Annotated in this window: 19 protein-coding genes; 10 read left to right on the forward strand and 9 right to left on the reverse strand. The window is 47.3% G+C overall.

Annotated elements, in window-relative coordinates; all coding sequences use genetic code 11:
• Entirely contained in the window at positions 1-447 is a 447-nt protein-coding gene (locus tag IC229_RS14275; protein WP_190887666.1) for a response regulator, read from the forward strand.
• A 105-nt stretch (positions 448-552) separates the two neighbouring features.
• On the opposite strand, the gene IC229_RS14280 is transcribed toward IC229_RS14275, so the two are convergent.
• Both IC229_RS14280 and IC229_RS14285 read right to left on the reverse strand, forming a co-directional pair.
• Positions 553-2,151 carry a SusD/RagB family nutrient-binding outer membrane lipoprotein gene (locus IC229_RS14280; RefSeq protein ID WP_223833993.1) on the reverse strand — a complete coding sequence of 533 codons (1,599 nt, stop codon included), beginning with the start codon at positions 2,149-2,151 and terminating at the stop codon, positions 553-555.
• A 19-nt stretch (positions 2,152-2,170) separates the two neighbouring features.
• The gene (locus IC229_RS14285; protein WP_190887667.1) at positions 2,171-5,494 is read right to left on the reverse strand and encodes a SusC/RagA family TonB-linked outer membrane protein; all 3,324 of its coding nucleotides are present in this window, start codon (positions 5,492-5,494) and stop codon (positions 2,171-2,173) included.
• Between the two features lie 534 nt (positions 5,495-6,028).
• On the opposite strand from IC229_RS14285, the gene IC229_RS14290 reads away from it, so the two are divergent.
• The 3 genes from IC229_RS14290 to IC229_RS14300 all read left to right on the forward strand — a co-directional run bounded on the left by IC229_RS14290 (position 6,029) and on the right by IC229_RS14300 (position 10,016).
• Positions 6,029-7,255 carry an ROK family transcriptional regulator gene (locus tag IC229_RS14290; protein WP_190887668.1) on the forward strand — a complete coding sequence of 409 codons (1,227 nt, stop codon included), beginning with the start codon at positions 6,029-6,031 and terminating at the stop codon, positions 7,253-7,255.
• Between the two features lie 60 nt (positions 7,256-7,315).
• Entirely contained in the window at positions 7,316-7,462 is a 147-nt protein-coding gene (locus IC229_RS14295) for a hypothetical protein (RefSeq protein WP_190887669.1), read from the forward strand.
• Between the two features lie 91 nt (positions 7,463-7,553).
• On the forward strand, positions 7,554-10,016 hold the full coding sequence (locus IC229_RS14300; RefSeq protein ID WP_190887670.1) for a carboxylesterase family protein: 2,463 nt from the start codon (positions 7,554-7,556) through the stop codon (positions 10,014-10,016).
• A gap of 213 nt (positions 10,017-10,229) precedes the next feature.
• Here the strand turns inward: IC229_RS14300 and porX are convergent, their stop codons facing one another.
• Together porX and kdsB are read right to left on the reverse strand one after the other, a co-directional pair.
• Positions 10,230-11,795, reverse strand: a complete 1,566-nt coding sequence (gene porX / locus IC229_RS14305; RefSeq protein WP_190887671.1) for a T9SS response regulator signal transducer PorX — start codon at positions 11,793-11,795, stop codon at positions 10,230-10,232.
• Between the two features lie 135 nt (positions 11,796-11,930).
• Complete coding sequence (kdsB, locus tag IC229_RS14310) at positions 11,931-12,671, reverse strand: 3-deoxy-manno-octulosonate cytidylyltransferase (RefSeq protein ID WP_190887672.1); 741 nt, start codon at positions 12,669-12,671, stop codon at positions 11,931-11,933.
• Positions 12,672-12,959: 288 nt separating this feature from the next.
• Between kdsB and IC229_RS14315 the strand changes: the two genes are divergently transcribed.
• From IC229_RS14315 to IC229_RS14325, 3 genes are read left to right on the forward strand one after another with little or no spacing between them, the layout of a single operon-like run.
• Positions 12,960-14,066 (forward strand): LysM peptidoglycan-binding domain-containing protein, encoded by a 1,107-nt coding sequence (locus IC229_RS14315; RefSeq protein WP_190887673.1) that lies wholly within the window; start codon positions 12,960-12,962, stop codon positions 14,064-14,066.
• A gap of 10 nt (positions 14,067-14,076) precedes the next feature.
• Positions 14,077-14,295, forward strand: a complete 219-nt coding sequence (locus IC229_RS14320; protein WP_190887674.1) for a hypothetical protein — start codon at positions 14,077-14,079, stop codon at positions 14,293-14,295.
• Positions 14,295-15,089: a TIGR02757 family protein gene (locus tag IC229_RS14325; protein ID WP_190887675.1), complete on the forward strand. Its 795-nt coding sequence runs from the start codon at positions 14,295-14,297 to the stop codon at positions 15,087-15,089. The genes IC229_RS14320 and IC229_RS14325 overlap by 1 nt, the downstream gene beginning before the upstream one ends.
• Positions 15,090-15,107: 18 nt before the next feature.
• On the opposite strand, the gene IC229_RS14330 is transcribed toward IC229_RS14325, so the two are convergent.
• Positions 15,108-16,391 (reverse strand): DoxX family protein, encoded by a 1,284-nt coding sequence (locus IC229_RS14330; RefSeq protein WP_190887676.1) that lies wholly within the window; start codon positions 16,389-16,391, stop codon positions 15,108-15,110.
• A gap of 238 nt (positions 16,392-16,629) precedes the next feature.
• Between IC229_RS14330 and IC229_RS14335 the strand changes: the two genes are divergently transcribed.
• Positions 16,630-17,679 (forward strand): aldose 1-epimerase, encoded by a 1,050-nt coding sequence (locus tag IC229_RS14335; RefSeq protein ID WP_190887677.1) that lies wholly within the window; start codon positions 16,630-16,632, stop codon positions 17,677-17,679.
• Positions 17,680-17,747: 68 nt separating this feature from the next.
• Positions 17,748-18,614: a polysaccharide deacetylase family protein gene (locus IC229_RS14340; protein WP_190887678.1), complete on the forward strand. Its 867-nt coding sequence runs from the start codon at positions 17,748-17,750 to the stop codon at positions 18,612-18,614.
• 84 nt (positions 18,615-18,698) lie between these two features.
• On the opposite strand, the gene IC229_RS14345 is transcribed toward IC229_RS14340, so the two are convergent.
• The 4 genes from IC229_RS14345 to amaB all read right to left on the reverse strand — a co-directional run bounded on the left by IC229_RS14345 (position 18,699) and on the right by amaB (position 22,520).
• Positions 18,699-19,433, reverse strand: coding sequence for a 3-keto-disaccharide hydrolase (locus IC229_RS14345; RefSeq protein WP_394355942.1), 735 nt, complete (start codon positions 19,431-19,433; stop codon positions 18,699-18,701).
• Between the two features lie 614 nt (positions 19,434-20,047).
• Entirely contained in the window at positions 20,048-20,503 is a 456-nt protein-coding gene (locus IC229_RS14350) for a hypothetical protein (protein ID WP_190887679.1), read from the reverse strand.
• Positions 20,500-20,913, reverse strand: coding sequence for a hypothetical protein (locus IC229_RS14355; protein WP_317171574.1), 414 nt, complete (start codon positions 20,911-20,913; stop codon positions 20,500-20,502). The genes IC229_RS14350 and IC229_RS14355 overlap by 4 nt, the downstream gene beginning before the upstream one ends.
• Positions 20,914-20,984: 71 nt before the next feature.
• Positions 20,985-22,520, reverse strand: a complete 1,536-nt coding sequence (amaB, locus tag IC229_RS14360; protein ID WP_190887680.1) for an L-piperidine-6-carboxylate dehydrogenase — start codon at positions 22,518-22,520, stop codon at positions 20,985-20,987.
• Between the two features lie 135 nt (positions 22,521-22,655).
• On the opposite strand from amaB, the gene IC229_RS14365 reads away from it, so the two are divergent.
• Positions 22,656-23,099: a hypothetical protein gene (locus IC229_RS14365; RefSeq protein WP_190887681.1), complete on the forward strand. Its 444-nt coding sequence runs from the start codon at positions 22,656-22,658 to the stop codon at positions 23,097-23,099.
• The last annotated feature ends 47 nt before the right edge of the window (positions 23,100-23,146 follow it).

Below are 23,146 nucleotides of genomic sequence, written 5' to 3' on the forward strand. Positions count from 1 at the left end.
ATGAAAAAAATTAGCTTAGCCATTGTCGATAACCACCAGTTGGTTGCGCAGGCGTTATCTAAATTGTTAGCTCGATTCGATGAATACTCGGTCTTGTTCGAAGCAGCAAATGGCAAAGAAATGATTAACTACGTTCAGGCGGGGCGTATTCCTGATATCGTTCTGCTTGATGTTAATATGCCCGAAATGAACGGTTTTGAAACGGCCACCTGGTTAAAAAATAATGTGCCTACAACAAAAATATTGGCCTTATCGGTGAATGATAAAGTGGAATCGATTATTGGTATGTTGCGAAACGGGGCCACCGGTTATTTATTAAAAGATAGTCGGCCATCCGCGATTAAAGCAGCGCTGGACGATCTGGTCGAGAAAGGGTATCATTACACTGATTTTGTCGCGAATTGTCTTGTAAAAAACTTGCAGTTGGAAGAATCAGGAGTTCTCTAGAAAATTAATTGTCTGATTTGCTTTGAACGTACGTGTATATAAATCGAAGGGGCAAACCAGTTGGTTTGCCCCTTCGATTTATACTTTATCAAACGACTTCAATAGCTATTTGGTATCCCAGAAAAGCTTGGTTGTCAATTTATCAGTTGCCCGAATTGCTTCATAATTGGCCGTGTTGTAGGTAATTTCATTACCCGGAACGGTCCATTTTACAGGCGGAAGCGTTTGGTTGTTAGCATTATCCGTCTGGAAACTCAGCACTGGATAATCCAGTCGGCGGAGGTCGGCCCAGTTTTCATAGGGCTGAGTCAGGTTATAATGCAGCCATTTCTGCGTGGCAATTAACTTCAGCTTATCTGCCGACGTGGTCGCACTGCTCCAGCTTACTCCTTTTCCTGCTACGTATGCCGTAACGGAAGCTGCCGTTGCAGGAGTGGGTTTCGTTGAAGTAACCCCTGTAGCGTTGGTAAGAGCCAGAATGTCATTATAGAACTGAACCGACTGCGAAATGGCCGTTTCATAAGCCGTTTTTGCCGACGCATCATTACCGGTGCGCAAATAGTACTCTGCTTTAATCAGATTCATTTGCGCAGCATTGATAATTATGCCTGGGAAAAACTGATTATGACTAAAAGTCCACCGGTTGTAGATAGCTATCCGCCCCGCGTTATACAAAGAGGTCTGAGTTGCTTCGGGTGTCGTAGGGTCAATGCCAAGGTATTCACCGGCGGCATTAGCTCCTGGTTCGAAGATAACCTTCAGGCGCGGGTCGTTATTGGTTTTCATGTTGTCAATAATTGCTTTGCCAGCCGTATTGCCAAACCAGTTGCCATCCGACGCAATTCCATCCTTAAACCCTTTCGAGTTGATGTCCGTATTGAGATCAAATACGTTAACCTGAATATTCTGGGCGTTGGTTTCCACAATTGGATACGTAGTAGGATTACCCAGAATTTCAGCGATTTCCGTATTCGAGCGGCTCTGAAAACTGCTTACGTCAGATACCCGATTCAGCATCCGGACACGTAGTGAATTACAGTACCGTTTCCAGGCAGCCAAATCGCCCTTATTTATATAGTCCTGCGTTTGGAATGATTTCTGATAGCCCGCAATCAACGTAATACCGTTGAGTTCAGTGGCGATACTCTTCAAATCATCAAGCATGAACGTATAGATAGACTCCGGCGTATCGAATTTCGCATTGGCAGCAACGTAGTCACCATTTTTAGAACTCAACGTACCAGCTTCAGTGAACGGAATGGCGCCAAATAGATCGACCATTTTCTGGGTTTGATCGTACACGTAAATGGCAGCGGCCAGCATAAAAATTCGACGATCTTTCTGCTCAGTAGCCGGTTTCGACGCATTTATTTTTTGCAGTTCCCGATACTGCGCCATCATGTCGTAATACGCATACCAAAGATCTTCCACGCCCGACGAACCCGGAACGTACTGACCCGACTCATTGATCCAGCCCGTTGCCTGATTATAATGGTTCAGTGAGGTACGTAACGTAACAAAATAATGGCGATAGCCCGGTAATACGTAGTCACGATTGGCATAGAAAATACCCGTAAACTGCTTCTCGATGGTCGTTTCAGCAATCTTAGCCGGATCAGGATACGCTTCTGTGAACTCCGATTCTTTACAGGAAATGTTTCCCAACAGAAGTCCGCCTAAAAGCAGGAAAGTTATTTTTTTCATAGTTATGATGTCGTTAAGATTAGAAACTGCCACGTAGCATTACCCCCATTGTGCGGAAGGCCGGGCCGTTACCAGCATTATTGATGTTTTCGTACCAGCGCGTACTTGCATTCGTCTGTTCAGCATCCAGGTCTTTAATGCTCCGGTACAGGAAGAACAGGTTCCGCCCAAACACCGACAGGGTCAGATTCTGAAGGCCGACTTTACGGGTCAGGTTGCCAGGCAGTTGGTAACCCAGCGATAACTCCCGCATTTTGATGTACGTATTTTCTTTCACGTACAATTCATAGCGGGCATTACCGTACTGAGGGCCACCCCAGTTATACGTAGCGTTATAGTATACGGCTTGAGAAATCACATTGGAATTGGCTTCACCAGTAGCCAGCACACCGTTCATCAGCATACCGTCGTTGTAAACTACTTCGCCGTTGGGGCCAGCCGCTCCCGTTGTCTGAACGCCTTTTCCGCTTGCGTTAATGTAATAGCTGAGGCCGCCATGTTCTTTATCCATCGCGTTAAGGCTCTCTTCGGTCAGGCCGCGCGAGGTCAGCCAGTTGATACCCGTTGGCATAATGTGACCGCCAATCCGGAAATCTGTAACGATATCCAGCGAGAATCCTTTGTACCGCAAGCTATTCAACAGGCCACCGGTCAATTTCGGCATAGCGTTGCCAGCCTTAATCCAGTTATTAGCATCCAACTGATAAAGTCCATTGGGACCTACTACGTTCTGTCCATTCGCATTTTTCAGGATACCGTGTACGTAGATATCGCCCATCGGCTGCCCAACTATCGAACGTATCTGAGCGGCATTACCGTCCAGATCAGAGTGTAGCAGTTCGGTTGAGTTGTTAGCCAGTTTTTCAACTTTGTTTATGTTTCTGGCCAGATTCAGGGTCAGATCCCAGTTTAATCCATTCGGAGACTGTGCTTTTATGGGCGATACGTTCAGGGCCAGTTCTAAACCCTGATTCCGCAACGTACCGATGTTAGCCAGAATCGAGCGGGCACCCGAGCTGGCAGCAATCGTTAACGGCAGAATCTGGTCAACGATTTGGGCGTTGTAATACGAAATGTCGACACTTAAACGATCTCTGAAGAACCGAGTTTCCAGACCGAACTCGAATTCGCGCTTCTGCTCCGGACGAATTTTATCGTTGCCATAGCTGCTGCTGATGGTCGTGTACAATACCGAACTTCCGCCCGTCTGCTGAAGGCTCAGGTTACCCTGGGTATAGGCATTATTGGCCCGGTAAATTTCTGGATAGTTACCCACTACGCCCCACGACGCCCGCAACTTAGCGTAGCTGACAAACGCAGGAAGTTTCAGTAAATCACCGAATACAAAACCCGAATTGACCGACGGATAATAGAACGTATTGTTACCCGGCGCCAACGTAGAAGTCCGGTCGCGACGTAGCGTTCCTTCAACAAATAAGATGTTTTTGTAATCGAAGTTCAACGTACCAAACAAAGCATCACGTATCAGACGAATACGGGAATTGCTACCCCTGGCTGTGTTTACTGAAGCCGATATATCGAAGAAATTCTCGGTGCTCAGTCCACCATCCGTGTTACGTGTCACCAGCGTATTCAATTCTTTCCGAGCTGTATAACCAACAGATGCCGTGAGCTTTACGTCCTCAGTCAGTGGCTGGTCGTAGGTAAGAATGGCATCGCCATACGTATTGTTGTACTGGTTATTCGACATGGAGAAACTGCCTGAATAACCGAACACCAGCGGAGTGGCGCTACGTTGCTTGTCTTCAAGCCGTTCAGAAGTTAAGTCGGCGGCAATCCGGCCTCTAAGTTTCAGATTATCCAGAATATCCCAGTGCTGCGTGAGGCTCGAAATAACCCGGTTGCTGTATTCATCATAGGTGTTGGCGCGGGTGTTCCAGATATAATCACCAATGTCGGTTTTAAAACCATTCCGAATAATGTTCTCGTTCGGCGTAAGGCTTTGGTTAGTTCCCGTCACAAACTTGTAGCCCTGGCTGGTCTGGTATTTATTGAAGTACCAGTCAGCCGCTTCGAAACGGTTCATCATCCCCGTAAAATTGTTGATCATCCGATCAACTTTGAAGGGGCGATTGTGCGTGTACTGATTGATATAATTAACCATCAGATCCGTACGCAACTTTTTACTCGTCGAAAAGCTGGCGTTCAGGTTCATGATGTTCTTTTCATTTTTTGCCGCATAGCTAATCATCCCGTTATCCTGACGGGTGTAGGAAAAACGGATGTTCGAATTTTCAGAAGCTTTTGAAACGGCCAGGTTAATGTTCGACGTACTGGCGCTCTGAAACAGATCAGCGTAGCTGTTGCCCGATGGTGAATACGGCCGGATAACACCGTCGAACGCCATAACCGGCTGTCCATCGAATTTTGGCCCGAAGTTGACCGTAGCGTTCAGCAGACCGCGCGTATCGCCTTTGCCGTCGCCGTTGGTATCATAGGAAATAAAGCCGTTGGCATCCTGCCCGCCATTCGAGTAATTGAGCATATAGCCAGGTCCGCGCACGTTCTGGTAGCGCGGCAGGTACGCAATTTTGTCGACGTTATAACTAGCGCTGAAGTCGACGCCGAATCCTTTCTTACCTTTTCCGCTTTTGGTGGTTACCAGCACAACGCCATTCACGGCCTCCGACCCGTAAAGAGCTGCTGCCGACGCTCCTTTTAGGATAGAAATATTTTCAATATCAGCTGGATTCAAATCCAGTAAGCCATTTCCCCTAATACGTTGGTCGCCCCAGTAATCGCCGTTTCTGGCTTCGCCATTCCGGATTGGCACACCATCCATCACGATCAGTGGCTGCGTATTTCCGGTTATGGAGGCAAATCCGCGAATATTAATACTTACGCCACTGGTAGCACCGCCGGGCGTAGCATTAATGGTAACGCCCGGTGCTTTTCCGTACAGAGCAGTTGCGAAGTTTGTATTTGCCGTTTTAACGAGTTGATCGCTCTTCACCACCGACGTAGCATAGCCAATAGCCCGTTGCTCTTTAGTTATGCCAAGCGCCGTAACGACTACCTCATCAAGGGCATTTTCGTTCTGCTCCAACGTAACATCGATTACCGATTTGTTTTGAATTGCTACTTCAGCCGATTTGTAACCGATAAAGGAGTAAACCAGCGTTTTGGTCCCGGGAGCCGCAATACTATACCGTCCGTCGGCGTCAGTTATCGTACCGGTGTTGGTACCTTTCACAACAATTGACACACCCGGCAATGATTGCCCGTCATTACTTGCTGTGACTCTACCCGAAATCGTCTGCGCGAATGCGGGCGTGGCTAGCACCAGGAAAATGGCAACAAGCCTGAGTAGATTTTTTAGCATACAGAAAGGATTAAGAAAATTTTAAAATTTAACGTTGTTACAATATTAATATTATTTTAATTAATCAGCACTCAAATTAAAATATTTAATAAACTGATTAATGCTATGTTGCTCATTTGATCGAGCGAGGTACTGGTCTTGCCAACAAATCAAGAATAGCGTAATGGTATATAGAGTGATTATCGACTTTAACTTCTGTGGTGCCTTAAGTACTATGCTCGTTACGAAACAAACCTACGGAAACAGGCACAATATATAATTGTTGATTTATTATAAAAACTTTTTAGGTAACAGTATGAGATGAAAGAGTGAATTAATCTGATATTTGCCATAAAATTTTACCAGCCATACAATATTAATAATTTTTTTTACAAATTAATCATATTTAAATGTTTCTTTTTTGAAAGTAGTGGCTATTCTTAAAATGTATGGATATTCATTACGCAAGTAGTTCAATACGTATGCTTACTTTGGAAAATATGTCTTTTCTCACCATTACATTGTCTCCTCGTTAACTTTCCTAACTTAATTCGGATGAATCCTGCCATCGAAGAAGAATTACCTATCCTGCAGTCCGTTGTAGATTACAAGAAGCGGCAAAAGCAGCAAACAATTTTAGCCCATCTGTATTCTGAGGGCACCTGTACACTGGCTCAACTCGCTCGTATTCTGCACAGTAGCGTCCCTTCCGTAACAAGTCTTGTTGAAGAATTAACCGCTGAAGGCTGGGTCACGCCCATTGGTACAGCCACTGGCAGCAATGGCCGACGCCCTGTCCTGTTTGGCCTCAACACGAAACAGAATTATATAGCTGTGCTGGACATAAGCACACACGATACTAAAATCCTGTTGATGAATATCCAGCGCGAGGTCGTCTTTCAGGGTAATTATGATCTGCGGCTGGCCGATAATCCTGTGTTTATGGCTTCATTAATGCAGTATTATACGGAAGCAATAGACCAATCGGGCCTAAAGGACAGTCAGTTGATTGCGGTGGGTGTTTCGATGCCAGGCCTGATTGACGCTCGCCGGGGGCAGAATTTAACGTATAAAAACCTCAATCAGACGAATAAACCGCTCAAGCAATGGCTATCGGAGCAGTTTGGAAAGCCGGTTTATGTGATTAATGATACCAAAGCTACTGTGCTGGGTGAGAGTCGGTTTGGCGGTGGACAGGGTAAAAAACAGGTGCTGGCAATTAACATCGATTGGGGTGTTGGTCTGGGCATCGTCGTTAACGGCGAAGTGTTTAAAGGCGCAAGCGGTTTTGCCGGTGAACTTGGTCATATTCAGGTCGATCCGGAAGGCGAATTGTGTTACTGCGGCAAAATCGGCTGTTTGAATACCATTACGTCGGCTTCGGCACTAGTACGTCGGGTGCAGCGCGACATTCTGGCCGGACAGGTTTCTAAACTCGCTACGTTCAAGGATCGCGTTGACCAGATCGATATTGACGAAATCATCAACGCGGCCCATTACGGCGATTCGTATGCCATTGATATTCTACACGAGACAGGTTTCCAGCTTGGCAAAGGGTTGGCAATCGCCATAAGTCTGTTTAATCCCGAAGTGATTATTGTCGACGGCGTATTGACGCGGGCCGCAGCGTTCATCCTGAACACCATTGAACAGGCGATCAGCAAGTATTGCCTGAGCGATTTTCGAAACGATATGACTATTGAACTCACGCAGCTAAATGGCACGGCCAAGTGGCTGGGTACGCATGCTTACGTAATGGAAGATATTTTCGCGAACTATTGACCAACCTATGCGGTGGCTGGCTAGTTTTTGCGGTGAGGCTACTGTTGTCATTTAGCCCGCATGAACCCTACATACTACGTCCAAATTCTCCAGACCCGGCAACCTACGTACCCTCATTTCTCTGGGTCCCAAATGCCCGAATTGCTGGAAAACCACCCATCGAGTATAGGAAATGGCGAATCGGTATCGGGTGTAGACACAGTTTGAAGCTATCTATCTGACCGTAACTGTTACGTTGGCAGAAGTAAAAGCGTAAGCTGCGTTCTCTGAATGTAAAACCTCCGATACAACCATCATTATGAAACAAATACTATTCCTTTTATTTCTTGGAGTTTTAGCTTACCCAACTCAGGCTCAGTCAGTTTATTCGTTTTCTGCTGGTTTAGGCATTGGTCCCTGCCACCACTACGGCCGCGAGGCACTTTATACCGATCAACTAGCTTATCTGCTGTACCAGAATAAATTGCAGACACCCACCGAAGGCCGTCCGCTATCTGAAAATTCGCCCAAAGACGTTACGTGGCAGGCAATTAGTACTGATAAAGACCGGAAGTTTCGAGGTCGTTCGTTCAATAACGGCTATCTCTACCTTACCTACGATGCAAACCGGGAGCAGGCGGCTATTCTGCACATCACCGGCCACAATATGGTGTATGTGAATGGCGCCCCGCACGCGGGTGACCCATACGCCAGCGGATGGCTTCATATTCCCATCTCGCTCAAAAAAGGACGTAACGAATTTTACGTGCGCACATCGGCCTTCTCGCGTTATCAGGGGTTAATGGCCGAATTGATTTTCCCCGAAAAACCCGTCAGTCTGAATATTGATGACCCAACCTTACCGAACGTAGTGCTTGGAAATCAGGCCGAGCCGTTGTGGGGAGCCATTGTTGTGGTGAATACTACGTCCAAACCTTTAATCGGTCTGCAAATTCAGAGTCAGTTGGCGGGGAATAACCTAGTTACGAACGTACCAACGGTGCCACCACTGACAACCCGTAAAGTTGGTTTTCAAATCAACGTAGCAGGTGTTCAGCAGAAGGGAGATATTAAAGCGCAACTACGTCTGCTACAGAGTACTAAACCACTCGATGAAAAAGAGATTAGTTTATCGGTCGTTGATCCGCTAGGGCACCAGGACCATACGTTTATCAGCCAGCTCGATGGCAGTGTTCAGTATTACGGGGTTGCTCCTCAGCAAAAACCGGATGGCAATGCCCCTGCCCTATTTCTGTCAGTACATGGCGCTGGTGTCGAAGCGGGTGGACAAGCCCGTGCTTATCAGCCCAAAGATTGGGGAGTGTTGGTAGCACCGACAAACCGCAGACCCCGCGGCTTCAATTGGGAAGATTGGGGACGGTTAGATGCACTGGAAGTGTTCGACATTGCGAAAAAACGCTATAAGCCTGACCCACAACGTATTTACTTAACCGGCCACTCGATGGGTGGACATGGTACGTGGTATCTGGGTGCTACGTTGCCCGGCAACTGGGCTGCCATTGCCCCTTGTGCCGGTTATCCTACTCTGGCCGACTATGGCTCACACGACGGTAAAATTCCGACGCAGGGTGGTTCGACAGTCGAAAACATTCTGCTACGTGCCAGCAATCCCAGCAACGTAGTGAAGTTGGCAAATAATTACAAACCGCTGGGTATCTACGTATTGCATGGCGACGCCGACCTAACGGTTTCGGTTGAATACGCCCGTCAGATGCGTAAATTGCTTGGTACGTTCCATCCCGATTTTTCATATTACGAATACCCCGGCGGATCACACTGGTACGGCAGCGAAAGCGTAGACTGGAAACCCTTATTCGACTATTTTCAGGCACACCGCATCCAGGCCGACAGTGCAGCAAACTCCATCGATTTCACTACGTCTAATCCGGCCATTTCATCGACGATACGATGGGTAGGTATTGAGCAGCAGCAACAGCCGTTGCAGTTGAGCCGGGTGCAGCTAAAGCGAAATAAGAAAGCGAAAACCATTACCGGAAAAACCGAAAATATAAGTTTATTGACCGTTGGTCTGCACGATTTCCAACCGGGCGAAACCGTCACCATCACGCTTGATAGTACAAAGTCAATCAGCCATACGGTGAAAGGTTCTGCTGATAAATTGTATCTCGCTCGGAAAAATGGCTGGGAAGTCGGCACCAAACCGGCCCTGACACAGAAAGGGCCGCACCGAAGTGGTACGTTCAAGGAGCCGTTTGCCAACCGAATGGTATTCGTGTATGGTACGTCGGGAACCGCTGACGAAAACAACTGGGCTTATAACAAAGCACGTTACGATGCCGAAACCTGGTATTATCGAGGTAATGGAGCTGTTGACATGGTAACGGATAAAGAATTTCTGGCAGGCCAATACGTCGACCGGGGCGTAATTCTTTACGGAAACTCAACCACCAACCGGGCCTGGAGCAAACTGCTCGCCAACTGTCCCATTCAGGCAAGCCGCGACGTATTGACAATCGGCAGCGACCGCCATATGGGCAGCAATATTGGTGCTTACTTTGTCTGGCCCCGCCCCGACAGTCCTACTGCCTCTGTCGCTGTTATCACCGGAACTGGTTTGACTGGACTGAAAGCCACCGACGCCAATCAGTATTTCGCGGGGGGCAGCGGTTTTCCTGACTTCATGATTTTCGACGTATCGATGCTTCAGGACGGCGTAAAAGGCATCCGGCAAGCTGGCTTTTTCGACAACAACTGGGCGCTCTCGAACGAACAAACGGCCAGCCAGACGACCGTTCCTTGATTCTAACGTTACTTTTTGTCATCCTGACGAAGGAAGGATCTTAATGTTTCCCTACCAGAGCACCAAGAAGCCTTAAGATCCTTCCTTCGTCAGGATGACAAAAAGTAACGTTAATTCTACTGCAGAAACGTAACATTATCAACGTAGCAAAACACAAAGCGCACAACCCTGGAGCCGTGCGCTTTATAAAAGCCTAAAAATTTATTCGTTACGTTACCTTGCCTTGAGATAGGCGAACGGAATAATCATTTCTTCGAGCGAAACGCCCCCGTGCTGGAACGTATTGCGGTAATGATTAACGTAGTAATTGTAATTATTTGGATACGCGAAGAAGTAATCTTCCAACGTAAATACGTAGGCCGTCGATACGTGTGGTTTGGGCAGGAATAACCGCTCTGGTTTGCGTCCGACAAACAAATGATCGTCATCGAAACCGAGATTTTTGCCTTGTTTGTAGCGCAGGTTCGTATTCGTTTCGCGGTAACCAACAATTTTAGCTGGCTTCTGCACCCGAATCATCCCGTGGTCGGTTGTTACGATAAGCCGTCCGCCTTTGGCAGCAATCTTCTGAACGAATTCCAGTAGGGGCGAATGCAGGAACCACGACCGTGTAATCGACCGATACGCCGATTCATCGGGAGCCAATTCCTTAATCATGGCCATGTCGGTGCGGGCGTGCGAAAGCATATCCACAAAGTTGTAAACCACGATATTCAACTGATTCTGCATCAGGTTGTTGAAGTTATCGACCAGCGATTTCCCCTGATTCACATTCAGAATTTTGTGGTACGACATCTTGATATTCAGGCGGCTTTGCTCCAATTGCCGACGCATGAATTCGTCTTCGTGGTTGTTAAGTCCTTCGTCCTCGTTATCATCGTTGACCCACAAATCAGGGTGTTTGCGTTCCATTTCGCTCGGCATCATGCCTGAAAAAATGGCGTTCCGGGCGAAACCCGTTGTGGTTGGCAGAATCGAATAGTACGATGATTCTTCTTCCAGCGTAAAATAATCGGCCAGCAGCGGCTCAATCACTTTCCACTGGTCGTAACGCAGGTTATCGATAAGAATAAAAAACAGTGGCCCCGAATTACCACCCTGATCCAGCAGCGGGAACACTTTTTTGCGCATCAGTTGGTGCGACATCACCGGGCTGCTAGCTTTCGGATCGTTGAGCCAGTCTTCGTAATTGTCGATCACGAACTTGCAGAACTCCGAATTAGCTTCGCTTTTCTGCATGTTCATAACTTCCACCATGCTTTTATCCTGCGAGCTGTCGAGTTCTAACTCCCAATAAATGAGCTTTTTATAAACGTCTGTCCATTCATCAAAATCCATGCGGTCGTTGTATTGCATGGAGATATTCCGAAAATCCTGCTGATAACCGATGTTGGTACGTTCGGTCACGAGCCGTTTGTTATCCAGAATTTTCTTGACCGACAGCAAAATCTGATTCGGGTTGAGTGGTTTAATCAGATAATCCGCGATTTTGGAACCGATGGCTTCTTCCATAATATGTTCCTCTTCGCTTTTGGTAATCATGACCACCGGCAGGTTTGGCCGCATCTGCTTAATCTGCGAAAGCGTTTCAAGGCCAGTCATGCCGGGCATCATTTCATCCAGAAACACGACGTCGTAATTGGCCTGCTCCACCTGATCAAGTGCATCGGCTCCGCTATTAACCGACGTAACGTCGTAGCCTTTGTTTTTCAGGAAAAGAATGTGTGGTTTCAGCAGGTCAATCTCATCGTCGGCCCAAAGTATCGAATAGTTTTGCATGCGTTCAACGGGGTTTATTCACTAAATGAATGGTCGATTTATAAGCCGCCATCCGTTATTTGTTTAACTTCAAACGACCGGTTCTGTTCAGGTGGTTCAGAATTAAGGTTTTTTAACAAGCCGTAATTCAGCGGTTTACCTTTGCTCAGAGCGTATCACACGTTCCAAATCGTCGGGCGTATCGATACCCAAACTCTCCAGATCAGTAACGACTGTACGTATCCGATACCCGTTTTCCAACCAGCGCAATTGTTCCAGACTTTCAGCCCGTTCCAACGACGAAGGCGGTAACTGCGTGATAAGTGCCAATACGTCAGCACGGTAGGCATAGAGGCCAATGTGCCGGTAATATCGGTGCTGCTCAAGCCAGTTTTCGGGCAACTGCCCACGTAGATACGGAATCGGGTGGCGACTAAAATACAACGCTTCATTCGACGTATTGACCACCACTTTAGGGGAGTTTGGATTGAAGAGCGTTTCTACGTCGTCGATAGTTTTTATAAGTGTGGCTAGTTCCGTTGCACCGTCCAGTACTGAGGTTAGCAAATCAATCTGGCGAGGCTTAATATATGGCTCATCTCCCTGAATATTAACCACATAATCGGGCGACATATCTAACAAATCTACTGCTTCCTGACAACGGTCGGTGCCGCTTTGGTGATGCACCGAAGTCATAACTACCTCTCCTCCAAAGTCTGCTACGTGTGACCGAATACGTTCATCGTCAGTAGCCACCACAACACGGCTCAGCGAGCGAGCCTGCGTAGCCTGCTCTACAACGCGTTGGATCATACTTTTGCCGTCAATGCTTACCAAAGCTTTCGCCGGAAATCGTGTCGATGCGTAGCGGGCGGGAATAATTCCAAGAATAGTCAATATTGTTACTGGTTGAATTTTATGGGATAAAACTGGTAATGATAGTTGCTCACTCATTAGATAACGCGCTACGTTGGCATTTCGATAAATGAAATGTATTCAGGAAATACATATTGCCGGAATAAACCTCAAAACGTGCCTGTAATCTAAACGGAAACTATCCTATGGACCGTTTGTGAAAAATCCGCTGTAAATTACGTTAATTTTACGTCGATGGCCGTTTTATGAGCAAGCTGTTCTGAAGCCGGAACAGGCATCATGCCAGTACTTTCGGCTGACTATCAACCCATGAAAAAGAATTTCGCGTACACCGTTTTTTGTTTAGTAACCGGCCTTATTTTCCTTCACCACACGCAGGCTCATCCGCTTTTAACGTATCGGAATACCTTCGACTCCGTTGGTGTCGAGAAAAAAGATGGCAAACGCTTCATCCTGCACCGCGTCGATGAAGGCCAGACGTTATTCGCCATTTCCCGAAAATACAAACGTTCGGTTGCAGAAATAAAAGCCGCGAATCCGAACCTGAAAGATGCGGTGAAGTACGATCAGCTGATACGGATTCCCGTACCGGATGGGGCGCTTAGCCGCAAGGAAGAAAAAGCGATGGATAAAGCCATCCGCAAGCAGGAAAAAGAAGAAAAGAAAGCAGCCAAAGCCGCTACAAAATCTGAGGATAAAAAAAATCAGAAAAGCGAAGCTCTCGACCAATCCGGCATCCACGTAGTAGAAGCTCGTCAGACGCTTTACAGCCTGGCCAATCGCTACGGCGTGTCGCAGGCCGACATCCGCAAATGGAACAACCTGTCTGGCAATAACGTATTGATCGGTCAGGCGCTTATTGTTTCCGAAAAAGCGTATCTTGATCTCACGCCCGCTTCACAGGTGGCGGCCGCCAATAACGCAAAGCCAGCTAAAAAATCCACTACAAATACCCCAACTACTACGTCTCCGCCAGCCCAACGTCCTGCCGAGCAACGTAGCAGCAAACCCCGCCGTGATACGCGTGACACGGCAATAACTAGTCGCCCAACAGCTCCCAATAGCCAGACAGCCAGCGATAAACCCGCCGAAGAAATAGAAAAGCCCAGTCCTGGCAATGATGCGCCCATGCCCACGCAGGGTCGACGTATTTCAGACAGTGGCGTAGCCGAAATGATCAGCAGCAATGATCATTCGAATAAGTTTCTGGCGCTTCATCGGAGTGCTCCGGTTGGTGCCCTGGTGAACGTACGTAACGAGTTTAATAATCAGAGCCTTTGGGTAAAAGTGATTGGTCGATTACCGAATACAGGCGTGAACGACAAGATTCTTATTAAGTTATCGACGCAGGCTTTCGCGAAACTTTCGCCCGAGGATAAGCGTTTTCGGGCTGAGGTCAGTTACATGGTCCGCTAGTAAATCACGTATGGAAAAGGAAACCAAAGAAGAACGTATCGCACGTCGGCACCGCGAGCGCGATGAGCAGATGAAATCGACGCCAGGCTACGTTACGTTCAGCATTATGTTCACGCTTGCTTATCCGTTCATTGCCGTATTCACGTTCATCATGTCGACGGTATTATCCATATTCTCAGGTATTTCGCGGGCAATGGCGTGGGTCGTTAGCGGAGGACGTAGTAAGTGATGAATGATGAACTAGTACGAATAAACAAGTTTGTTTCCATCAGGGATTTTTTAGATGCAAAGGCCGATCAGTACAATCGGCCTTCGTTTATTGAGCGCGATCCGATCAGTATTCCGCATCGCTTCAGCCGGAAACAGGACATCGAAATTATGGGATTCTGGGCGGCAGTACTGGCGTGGGGGCAACGGCCTGTCATTCTGAGAAAAACGAGCGAACTGGTCGACCTCATGGACGGCACTCCCTACGACTTTATCCGCTATCATGAAGAAAGCGATTTGAAGCGATTTCTGGCGTTCAAACACCGCACGTTCAACGCTACCGACGCGCTTTATTTTCTGCATTTTTTCCGGCATTATTATGGGGAAAACGAATCACTGGAAGATGCTTTTCTGACGGATGCTACGTCGGATACGGTCGAAGCATCGCTCATTACGTTCCATGACCGTTTTTGCGGGCTGACCGATTTCTTCCCCGAACGTACGCGCAAACACATCGCTACGCCCGCCCGAAATGCTACGTGCAAGCGATTGCTGATGTTCTTGCGCTGGATGGTACGTAGTGACAATCGGGGCGTTGATTTTGGCTTGTGGACACGCCTGAAACCAAGCCAGTTAGTTATACCGATTGACGTTCATGTGAACCGCGTATCCCGGCAACTCGGTTTGCTGACTCGTCCACAAACTGACTGGAAAGCTGCCATTGAATTGACCGAAATGCTACGTCAGTTTGACCCCATCGACCCGGTACGTTACGATTTCGCGCTGTTTGGCTTGGGGGTTGAAGGCGAGTTGTAGTTTAAGGTTGTGACAAAATCATCTATTAAATGGGTATTCATTGATCCAGTGGAAGCCCCGATTCACGAGCAGAAAGTTGCCTATTTGTTGTTTCTGCAATCGGGCATAAATCGAATCCTGATTGATACGTCCTCGAAGAATTATTGAATTGGTATCAGGCCGGAGATACGTCAGATGATGCTTGTGAGCAGTGTCAAATCGGACGTAGAGCACCGCTTTCGACGTAGCAGAATCGGGTTCAAACTGATAGCGACGCAGCGTATCATTGGCAAATCGGATGGAGAGTGTAGGAGCACCTTTATATCCCGATATAATCACCTGTCGCCAGCGAGTACTATCTGCCACCAGCGAATCGCCATTCACCGCAAACCGGTCGATCCGGTACAAGCCATTCAGAGGTGGTTCAGAAGCTGTATCTCCATAATTTTTCTTTGTGTAATAACTTATCTGAACAGTACCCCAAAGCGAATATAAAATCACTAATGTTTTGACAATAAGTCGGCCAATACGTTGCTGCCGCTCGGGAAAAAATGGGGTTAATTTTCGGTTCGGCACCGGGCGATTAAGTATAAACAAATCGACGAGTCGACCAGCGTCGGGGGCTAGTAGGAACAGCGTTATCGCCAATAAATGCGATGAGAATAATTTGACCGGGATGTCGTAGAAGAAGTTCATTGCTACGATGTTTCCAATCACACCAATCAGCATCAAACACCCCAGCATGATGGTACGTCGAAACAGAAGCAATGCCCCACCAACCACTTCCCCCATTCCCGTAAATATGTTGTAACCCGTCGAATAGCCCATAAACGCCCAGGCTAGCCCCATCGGCGACGATTCGCCATAGGGTTCCATCAGTCGGCTCAGGTTGGGAAATGGGAACTGCGTCTTGAAAACCTTGGCAAAACCATAGCTAAACATTGTAAACGCCAGGTAATAGCGAAGCAGTACGAAAAGCCAGTATAACGCGACATTGTAATTCGGTCGGCGTCGGTCTAGTATCGTCAAGATAATAGTCGTAATCAGGGCCAGAACAGCCAGGCACAGTACGTAAACGTAATTGTACGTTGTGTCACCGCTACCATTCGGAAATACCGTAATTTCATACGGCAAATGCAGGATTGTTTTGCCTACCCAGGGAACAATCAGATGCCACAAATTGGTATAAAATTCCAAACCCAGTCCTGGCACAATACTGATGGGAAATGGGAATGTATATAAGACAAAATAGGCACAAAAAAACCGGAACGCTATCTTGTGACCTACCGACCAGATTGGTGATTCAACAAGCGTATTCTGCATAAGGAAGGTTTAGCATAAGGAATTGGAAATATAGGGTCAATACCTCAAGGACCGATTGAATTATGCATACTTTAAATTGTATTCAAAAATTTTAACAAACAATAATAGAGCAGAACCGATTACAATTATGTGTTTTAGTCATTTATCAGGAGTGCCAGAAGACGTAACTTATTGTTACTGAAGCAACTTTCTCGCGCTCATTGACAGATGGCATACTCCCTACCAGCTCCTTTAAGATATGCCCTTTCAGATTACAACACAGCCGTTCGGCCCGCTCCCAACTGGTGCTGCCCCGCTTACTGAATACATCCTCGAACATACCGAAACCGGCGAATTCATTACGGTGATTCCCGAATACGGGGCCGTACTTCGGCGGCTGGTGCTACGTAAAGGTCCAAATCTGTTTGCCTTGCTGAAAGCGCCCGAGTCGCCCCAGGCATTGCTTTCCGACGAAGGTTACGCCAGCGCTCTACTATACCCGTTTCCAAGCCGGATTCATCACGGCATTTACCACTTTGAAGGCGAAGATTACGCGCTGAAAATGAACGAAGTTCACCGCGACAACGCGATTCATGGATTCGTTCACGGACGTCCTTTTTCGGTAATTGAGCAGGACGTAACCGATACGTATGCGCGGATAACCATGCGCTACGACCATGCTGGCGATACGATTGGCTATCCATTTCCGTTTGCGCTAACTGTTACGTATGAGTTGATTCAGGGAAACGTATTGCTTTACGGTAGTAATCCCGCTGGCGACAAAATGTGCGCGCTTCGAGTTAGTTATTCTGTCGAAAATACGGGGACGTCCCGCAGCCCGATGGCTTTTGGCTGGCATCCCTATTTTATGTTCACCGAAGATCGTGAAGACTCCGCCGAATCGGTCGACAACATGATTATCTCGCTACCCGGCCGAACGCCAATTGTTCTGGACGAGAAAATGATTCCGACAGGCGAAAAATCGTTTGAGGAAGCCGCTACGTTGCCGTTACGTGAGGTTCAACTGGATACAGCGTTTCGAATCGAACCAACGGGCGTCCACCCAAATGGCGAGTCATACGCCGAAACCATTCTGACATCCATGAAAACGGGGGTTCGATTAATTGTTGGGCAGCAAACCGGTCAAGGTAAATTCAATTATCTGGTCTGTTACACGCCCACTCGACGTAACAACATCGCCATCGAACCGCTTACGGCCAACGTCGATGCATTCAATAATGGGCAAGGGTTAACGATTCTGGAGCCTTGGGAAACAACGTCAGGAACCATCTGGGTACGACTGGATTAGATAGGTAAATGGCGCTACGTAGGTTCCTTTAGAACGTAACGGTTTCAAGTACCATTCCCGAAATATTCATGAACGTAACGCGGCTTCTTACTCTGATTTGTGTTTTTCTAATTCACTACGTTGTTCAGGCTCAGTCATCCCCTCCCCGGCTCATTGTCAGGGGCGATGATATGGGTTACTCGCACGCGGGGAACGAAGCCCTACTGAAATGTCACAAAGAAGGCGTCGAAACCTCGATTGAAGTGCTTGTGCCTTCGCCCTGGTTTCCGGAGGCTGTTACGTTGCTGGAGCAAATCCCAAACGCGGATGTTGGTCTTCACTTGACATTAACCAGCGAATGGGACAATATAAAATGGCGTCCTTTGTCGGACTGCCCCAGCCTGCGCGACGCTGATGGCTATTTCTACCCGATGCTGTATCCGAATAAAAATTATCCGAAGCGGTCGGTGGTTGAAAATGACTGGAAACTGGCTGATGTAGAAAAGGAATTTCGCGCGCAAATCGAGCTGGCGCTTAAGAAAATCCCTCGAATCAGCCATTTTTCGGGCCACATGGGCTGTACTTCGTTCGACAACGATGTAAAGGCACTGGTTAAAAAGTTGGCGCTGGAATACAAGGTTCCGTTCTACGACACCAACCTTCAGGATGCGGGCGTCAGTCGGGCCAGCTACGTCGGTGCGCACGTAACGTCTCAGGAAAAAATAGACAGTTTCATTAAGATGCTCGAAAGTCTTGAATCCGGCAAAACGTATCTATTTGTCGATCACCCCGGTCTTGATACGTCCGAAGTACAGGCCATTCATCACATTGGTTATGAGAACGTAGCACAGGATCGGCAGGGCGTAACCGATGCGTGGACCAATGCGCGTGTGAAAGTGGTGATAAAAGAAAAAGGGATTCAGCTAATTGGCTATAACCAACTGCAAACCAAGTAGCGATTTTCTGCTACGTTAACGTGAATACTAGCGTCAGCAACGCACTGTAAACGACAGAATTAATTCATTAATCCCATTACGTTACTACATCGAATAGCGTTTAGGCAAGGATCGGAACTTAATGTTTCGATACGAAACTTCGCTACCCCAATCCTGCAAACCGATACGTCCGTAGAAACGCCCTTTGCTGATGGGTGCGTTTTTTAGTTTGCTCGACGCGATACGTTGCTTCCAGTCGTCGCTGGTCAGGTCGTGCTCCTGAATCATCGTACCATTTAGCCAGACAGTCAGTTTATTATTCCTGACTTTACAATGTACCTGATTCCACTCACCTACAGGCTGTAGTTGGCGAACCCTCGCTGTAGCCACGCAGAACAGGTCGCCCGCACGATGTTTATTTTCGGCAGTTCCCTGATAAATGGCATCGTCCAGTACCTGAATTTCGAGGCCAGTATCGTAGCTATTTTTATACTGCGACTCTTCCTGCACAAACAGAAAGATGCCGCTGTTAGCGAATTTGCTGATTTTCCATTCGACTTTTAACTCAAAATCGCCGGTAAATACGGCATCAGTCATTAAATCGCCCCCGTTTTCAGATTTATTACCAACCCGATTAGGTCCTTCCAGTTTCAACGTACCCTGCTCAACTTTCCAGGCTTTTGCTACGTCCTTACTGCCATAGGAGTGCCAGCCCGAAACGTCATGTCCATTAAAAAGGAGTTTCCAGCCTCTTTTCTTTTCCTCTGACGACAATGTATTTACTGTTTGTGACCACACATTCGCACAGGTAAGGCTGAAGAATAAACCCAGCGAAAGCATTGTGTGCGTCATTACCTTTTCAGTAGATTGGTAGGTTTTCATAAACTAATGGATAGTATAAACCAGATGGTTCAACCAGGCTAACAGAAACGCCAGAAATTGTATTGACTGAACTGGTCAATGCATTTTACTGAACTTTCGATCCGCCATTTTCTTTTCGACATCAATAGCCTTATCCTGTAGAAATTTAAGGTCTATTGCATTAGAAAGCGGTTTATTCGCTCATCCTCCTCACTAATATAAGGCAAATTTTTGTGCCTGCCGTAGCCTCATTTTCAGCTTTCAACGTACTGATTTGGGAATTCTACTTAATACACTATGCATGCACAGACCGACTACTTAAGCAACGTAAACTCACCGTTCAGAACAGGAATTGATACGGGTAATATCGGGCACTATTTTAGTCTGGTAAGTGCCCATTTTGCTACGTTAGGGAATAATACTTATTGCGGTTGGACAAAAAATTTTCCATTCGGTCGAAAAAATTATACCACAATTTTCCGAAAGCTTATTTCTCGCCAATATCGACAGGAGAGAAACCCTGACAGTGGCCCAAAACACGTACTATGAGCGATAACCTATTCTTTTCGTTGACAGGAATAAATAAGCCTGATCTATTTTTTGACCCGTATATATTTTTCAATAATTATTCGGTCGATAGCCAGCTTCTCAACTTTTTCGACGCCCTTCTGCACTAACGTATCACCGTCAAAGCTGACTACAAACTGAAACCTGTGATTCTCCCAGGCTTTATCAACAAAGTAGTCCAGATTTTCGGTGTAGTTGCTATCAACCAGCGAATACGTACCGCCACCACCCGTAAACTCATTGGCCGACGTAGTATCTTTCTCCGGCCGTATTTTATGGTTAAGAAATGCGAAATGAGTTTCGTTAATGATTTTGATCATTTTGTGGCTGGCGTCGAATGTAGAGAACGTAGTATCTCCTTCTATTGTCGTTGCCGACACTAGTTCCCAGGTTCCGATTATTGGTACGTTGGTCTGTTTCGTCTGACAACCGGCTAACCCAACTATAGCCACCAGCAGTATACGTAACGTTTTGATTTTCATTGCTTCAGTTTCCCGTAACTATTCTTATAGATTTTGCCTTCTTTAGGATGCGTAAACTTTATAGCCGACCACATTTCGTTAATACTCAGCGTTTTGCTTTCAACCAGGCCATATTCATAGCCGATTTCGATTACTTTGGTTAAAGTCAGATCGGTTCCATTCTTCCCGCCTTTCGGCCAGGATACCCAAAGTGTACCTGTTGCCTTGAGATGATTTTTGAGCGTAGCAAACTGCTCGTGCATTTCCTGCTGATACGTTACAAAGAAATGAATGTAATCGAACGTACCCTCAAGGGTTGATTGACGATCAAGAACTGGTAACTCAATGACTTTTAGGGCTTCCTCAGGCGCATTCATGAAGAAAGCACGCGCTTCTGCTTTGATACCCATTTTAGCTGCGACTGACTTCACGATACGTATCGATACTTATTTGTTTGTGTTTAAATCAATAAAGGAAAATCCGTTGGCAACTACTTTAAACCTCACAACTCGAACGTAATGCCCTGATCCAGTGGCATGGTGGTGCCGTAATTAATAGTATTGGTTTGCCGGCGCATATAAGCTTTCCAGGCATCGGAGCCTGATTCGCGACCGCCACCCGTTTCTTTTTCGCCCCCAAAAGCCCCGCCGATTTCGGCTCCCGACGTACCAATGTTTACGTTGGCAATGCCACAATCGGAGCCAATGGTCGATAAAAATCGTTCGGCTTCACGTATGTTCAGCGTAAAAATAGCCGACGATAATCCCTGCGGAACAGCGTTTTGCTGCCTGATCGCGTCTTCTAACGTACTGTATTTGAGTAGATAAAGAATTGGGGCAAAGGTTTCTCGTTGCACCACTGGCCACTCATTTTTGGCTTCGGCAATGCACGGACGAACGTAGCAACCCGACTCAAATCCTAATCCATCGAGTATGCCCGGTTCTATCAAAAATTGCCCACCCAATTCGCGTATTTCCTGAACCGTCTGCTGGTAACTGGTTACGGCTGCTCTGTCAATCAACGGCCCTACGTGATACGTCTCATCGAGCGGGCTGCCGATACGTAGTTGCGCATACGCCTTTTTGAGCCGGTTTTTCACATCGCCGTAAATGCTTTCCTGCACAATGATACGCCGGGTAGTTGTACAGCGCTGTCCGGCTGTGCCCACCGCCCCAAACACAATGGCCGGAATCGCCAGATCCAGATCGGCGTGTTCCGAAACGATGATGGCATTATTGCCGCCCAATTCCAGTAAGGTTTTTCCCAGTCGTCCTGCTACAGTTTCGGCCACGGATTTACCCATGCGCGTACTTCCCGTAGCCGATACAAGTGCAATACGTGGGTCGCGCGCCAGCCATTCACCCGCTTCACCTCCGCCGGTAATTAGGCACGAAACGCCTTCTGGTACGTCGTTGTTACGTAGCACGTCGCCAATAATCTGCTGACAGGCCAGTGCCGTCAGGGGTGTTTTTTCGGAAGGTTTCCAGACGCATACGTTGCCGCAAACCCAGGCGATCATGGCGTTCCAGGACCAGACCGCCACCGGAAAGTTAAAGGCCGAAATAATACCGATGACCCCAAGCGGATGCCATTGCTCCAGCATTCGATGCGCCGGGCGTTCGGACTGCATGGTCAACCCATACAGCTGCCGCGACTGACCGACGCCAAAATCGCAGATGTCGATGATTTCCTGAACTTCTCCCAGCCCTTCCTGAAGCGATTTGCCCATTTCATAACTCACCAACGTACCAAGTTCGCGCTTATACCGCCGGAATTGTTCGCCCATTTGCCGCACAATTTCGCCCCGACGTGGCGCAGGTACCAGTCGCCATTCAGCAAAAGCGGCCTGCGCCGTTTCCACAACCTTGTCGTAATCTGAACGAGTTGATACGTGAACACGGGCAATTAGCTGTCCATCAGCGGGCGAGTACGAATCGAGTACGTTCAGGTTTTTCCGGGTTTCATCATGCCAGAAATGTAAGCCCGTACTGGTTCCGGGTTTCACAGGTTGTGTAGGAAGCGGAAGAATCGACTGCATAAAGCGTAATTGGTTTGTTGACAGAAGGCAAATCTACCGGCAAGCGGCAAACAATTATGTTACTGTTCAAAAACTTTTTACTTAGAAACAGGTTAAAACGTACACAATCATTGTCATATTCTAATACAGAACGTTATGAAAATCAAGGAAACTTTGGGTCTTTTTGTCGTTGGCGTCGCGCTGGGTATTACCAGCAGTTGGGCCCAATCGACACCTAGTACGCCAACTGGAGTCGCTACGTCGACGACGTATCCGCAGGGGGCGGTTGCTCCGGATTCGATGTCAGAAAAAGTATCACGTAGCCAGAAAAAGGCCATGCGCGAAAATCGCCGGATGATGAAGCAAAACGCCCGTCAGAACCGTACAAACACGAATACGTCGGTGCAGGATGCTGAGTATAAGCAAAGTTCGGCCAGTGATGGTACGTCCATTAACAACAGTAATACAACGAATTACAACAGTAACAACGTAACGAATGCCCCAACCGGTGCGGGTAGTAATCCGAATACGCAACGTACGATGAGCAACACAACCGATTCGACAAAAAAGAATAGCTCATCGACACCGCCTAAACCATAGGCTGACTCACTTCGGATTGCCAAAGCGTTTCAAGGATTGCGTGACAG

The organism is Spirosoma profusum, assembly GCF_014699005.1.
Lineage (GTDB): Bacteria > Bacteroidota > Bacteroidia > Cytophagales > Spirosomataceae > Spirosoma > Spirosoma profusum.

Excerpts from the sequence above, each read along its gene's own strand:
- IC229_RS14315 (WP_190887673.1), top strand. The coding sequence starts at position 12,960 with ATGAAAAAGAATTTCGCGTACACCGTTTTTTGTTTAGTAACCGGCCTT.
- IC229_RS14350 (WP_190887679.1), bottom strand. The coding sequence starts at position 20,503 with ATGAAAATCAAAACGTTACGTATACTGCTGGTGGCTATAGTTGGGTTA.
- amaB (WP_190887680.1), bottom strand. The coding sequence starts at position 22,520 with ATGCAGTCGATTCTTCCGCTTCCTACACAACCTGTGAAACCCGGAACC.
- porX (WP_190887671.1), bottom strand. The coding sequence starts at position 11,795 with ATGCAAAACTATTCGATACTTTGGGCCGACGATGAGATTGACCTGCTG.
- IC229_RS14290 (WP_190887668.1), top strand. The coding sequence starts at position 6,029 with ATGAATCCTGCCATCGAAGAAGAATTACCTATCCTGCAGTCCGTTGTA.
- IC229_RS14295 (WP_190887669.1), top strand. The coding sequence starts at position 7,316 with ATGAACCCTACATACTACGTCCAAATTCTCCAGACCCGGCAACCTACG.
- IC229_RS14320 (WP_190887674.1), top strand. The coding sequence starts at position 14,077 with ATGGAAAAGGAAACCAAAGAAGAACGTATCGCACGTCGGCACCGCGAG.
- IC229_RS14325 (WP_190887675.1), top strand. The coding sequence starts at position 14,295 with ATGAATGATGAACTAGTACGAATAAACAAGTTTGTTTCCATCAGGGAT.
- IC229_RS14345 (WP_394355942.1), bottom strand. The coding sequence starts at position 19,433 with ATGCTTTCGCTGGGTTTATTCTTCAGCCTTACCTGTGCGAATGTGTGG.
- IC229_RS14330 (WP_190887676.1), bottom strand. The coding sequence starts at position 16,391 with ATGCAGAATACGCTTGTTGAATCACCAATCTGGTCGGTAGGTCACAAG.
- IC229_RS14275 (WP_190887666.1), top strand. The coding sequence starts at position 1 with ATGAAAAAAATTAGCTTAGCCATTGTCGATAACCACCAGTTGGTTGCG.
- IC229_RS14285 (WP_190887667.1), bottom strand. The coding sequence starts at position 5,494 with ATGCTAAAAAATCTACTCAGGCTTGTTGCCATTTTCCTGGTGCTAGCC.
- IC229_RS14300 (WP_190887670.1), top strand. The coding sequence starts at position 7,554 with ATGAAACAAATACTATTCCTTTTATTTCTTGGAGTTTTAGCTTACCCA.
- IC229_RS14335 (WP_190887677.1), top strand. The coding sequence starts at position 16,630 with ATGCCCTTTCAGATTACAACACAGCCGTTCGGCCCGCTCCCAACTGGT.
- IC229_RS14365 (WP_190887681.1), top strand. The coding sequence starts at position 22,656 with ATGAAAATCAAGGAAACTTTGGGTCTTTTTGTCGTTGGCGTCGCGCTG.
- IC229_RS14340 (WP_190887678.1), top strand. The coding sequence starts at position 17,748 with ATGAACGTAACGCGGCTTCTTACTCTGATTTGTGTTTTTCTAATTCAC.
- IC229_RS14280 (WP_223833993.1), bottom strand. The coding sequence starts at position 2,151 with ATGAAAAAAATAACTTTCCTGCTTTTAGGCGGACTTCTGTTGGGAAAC.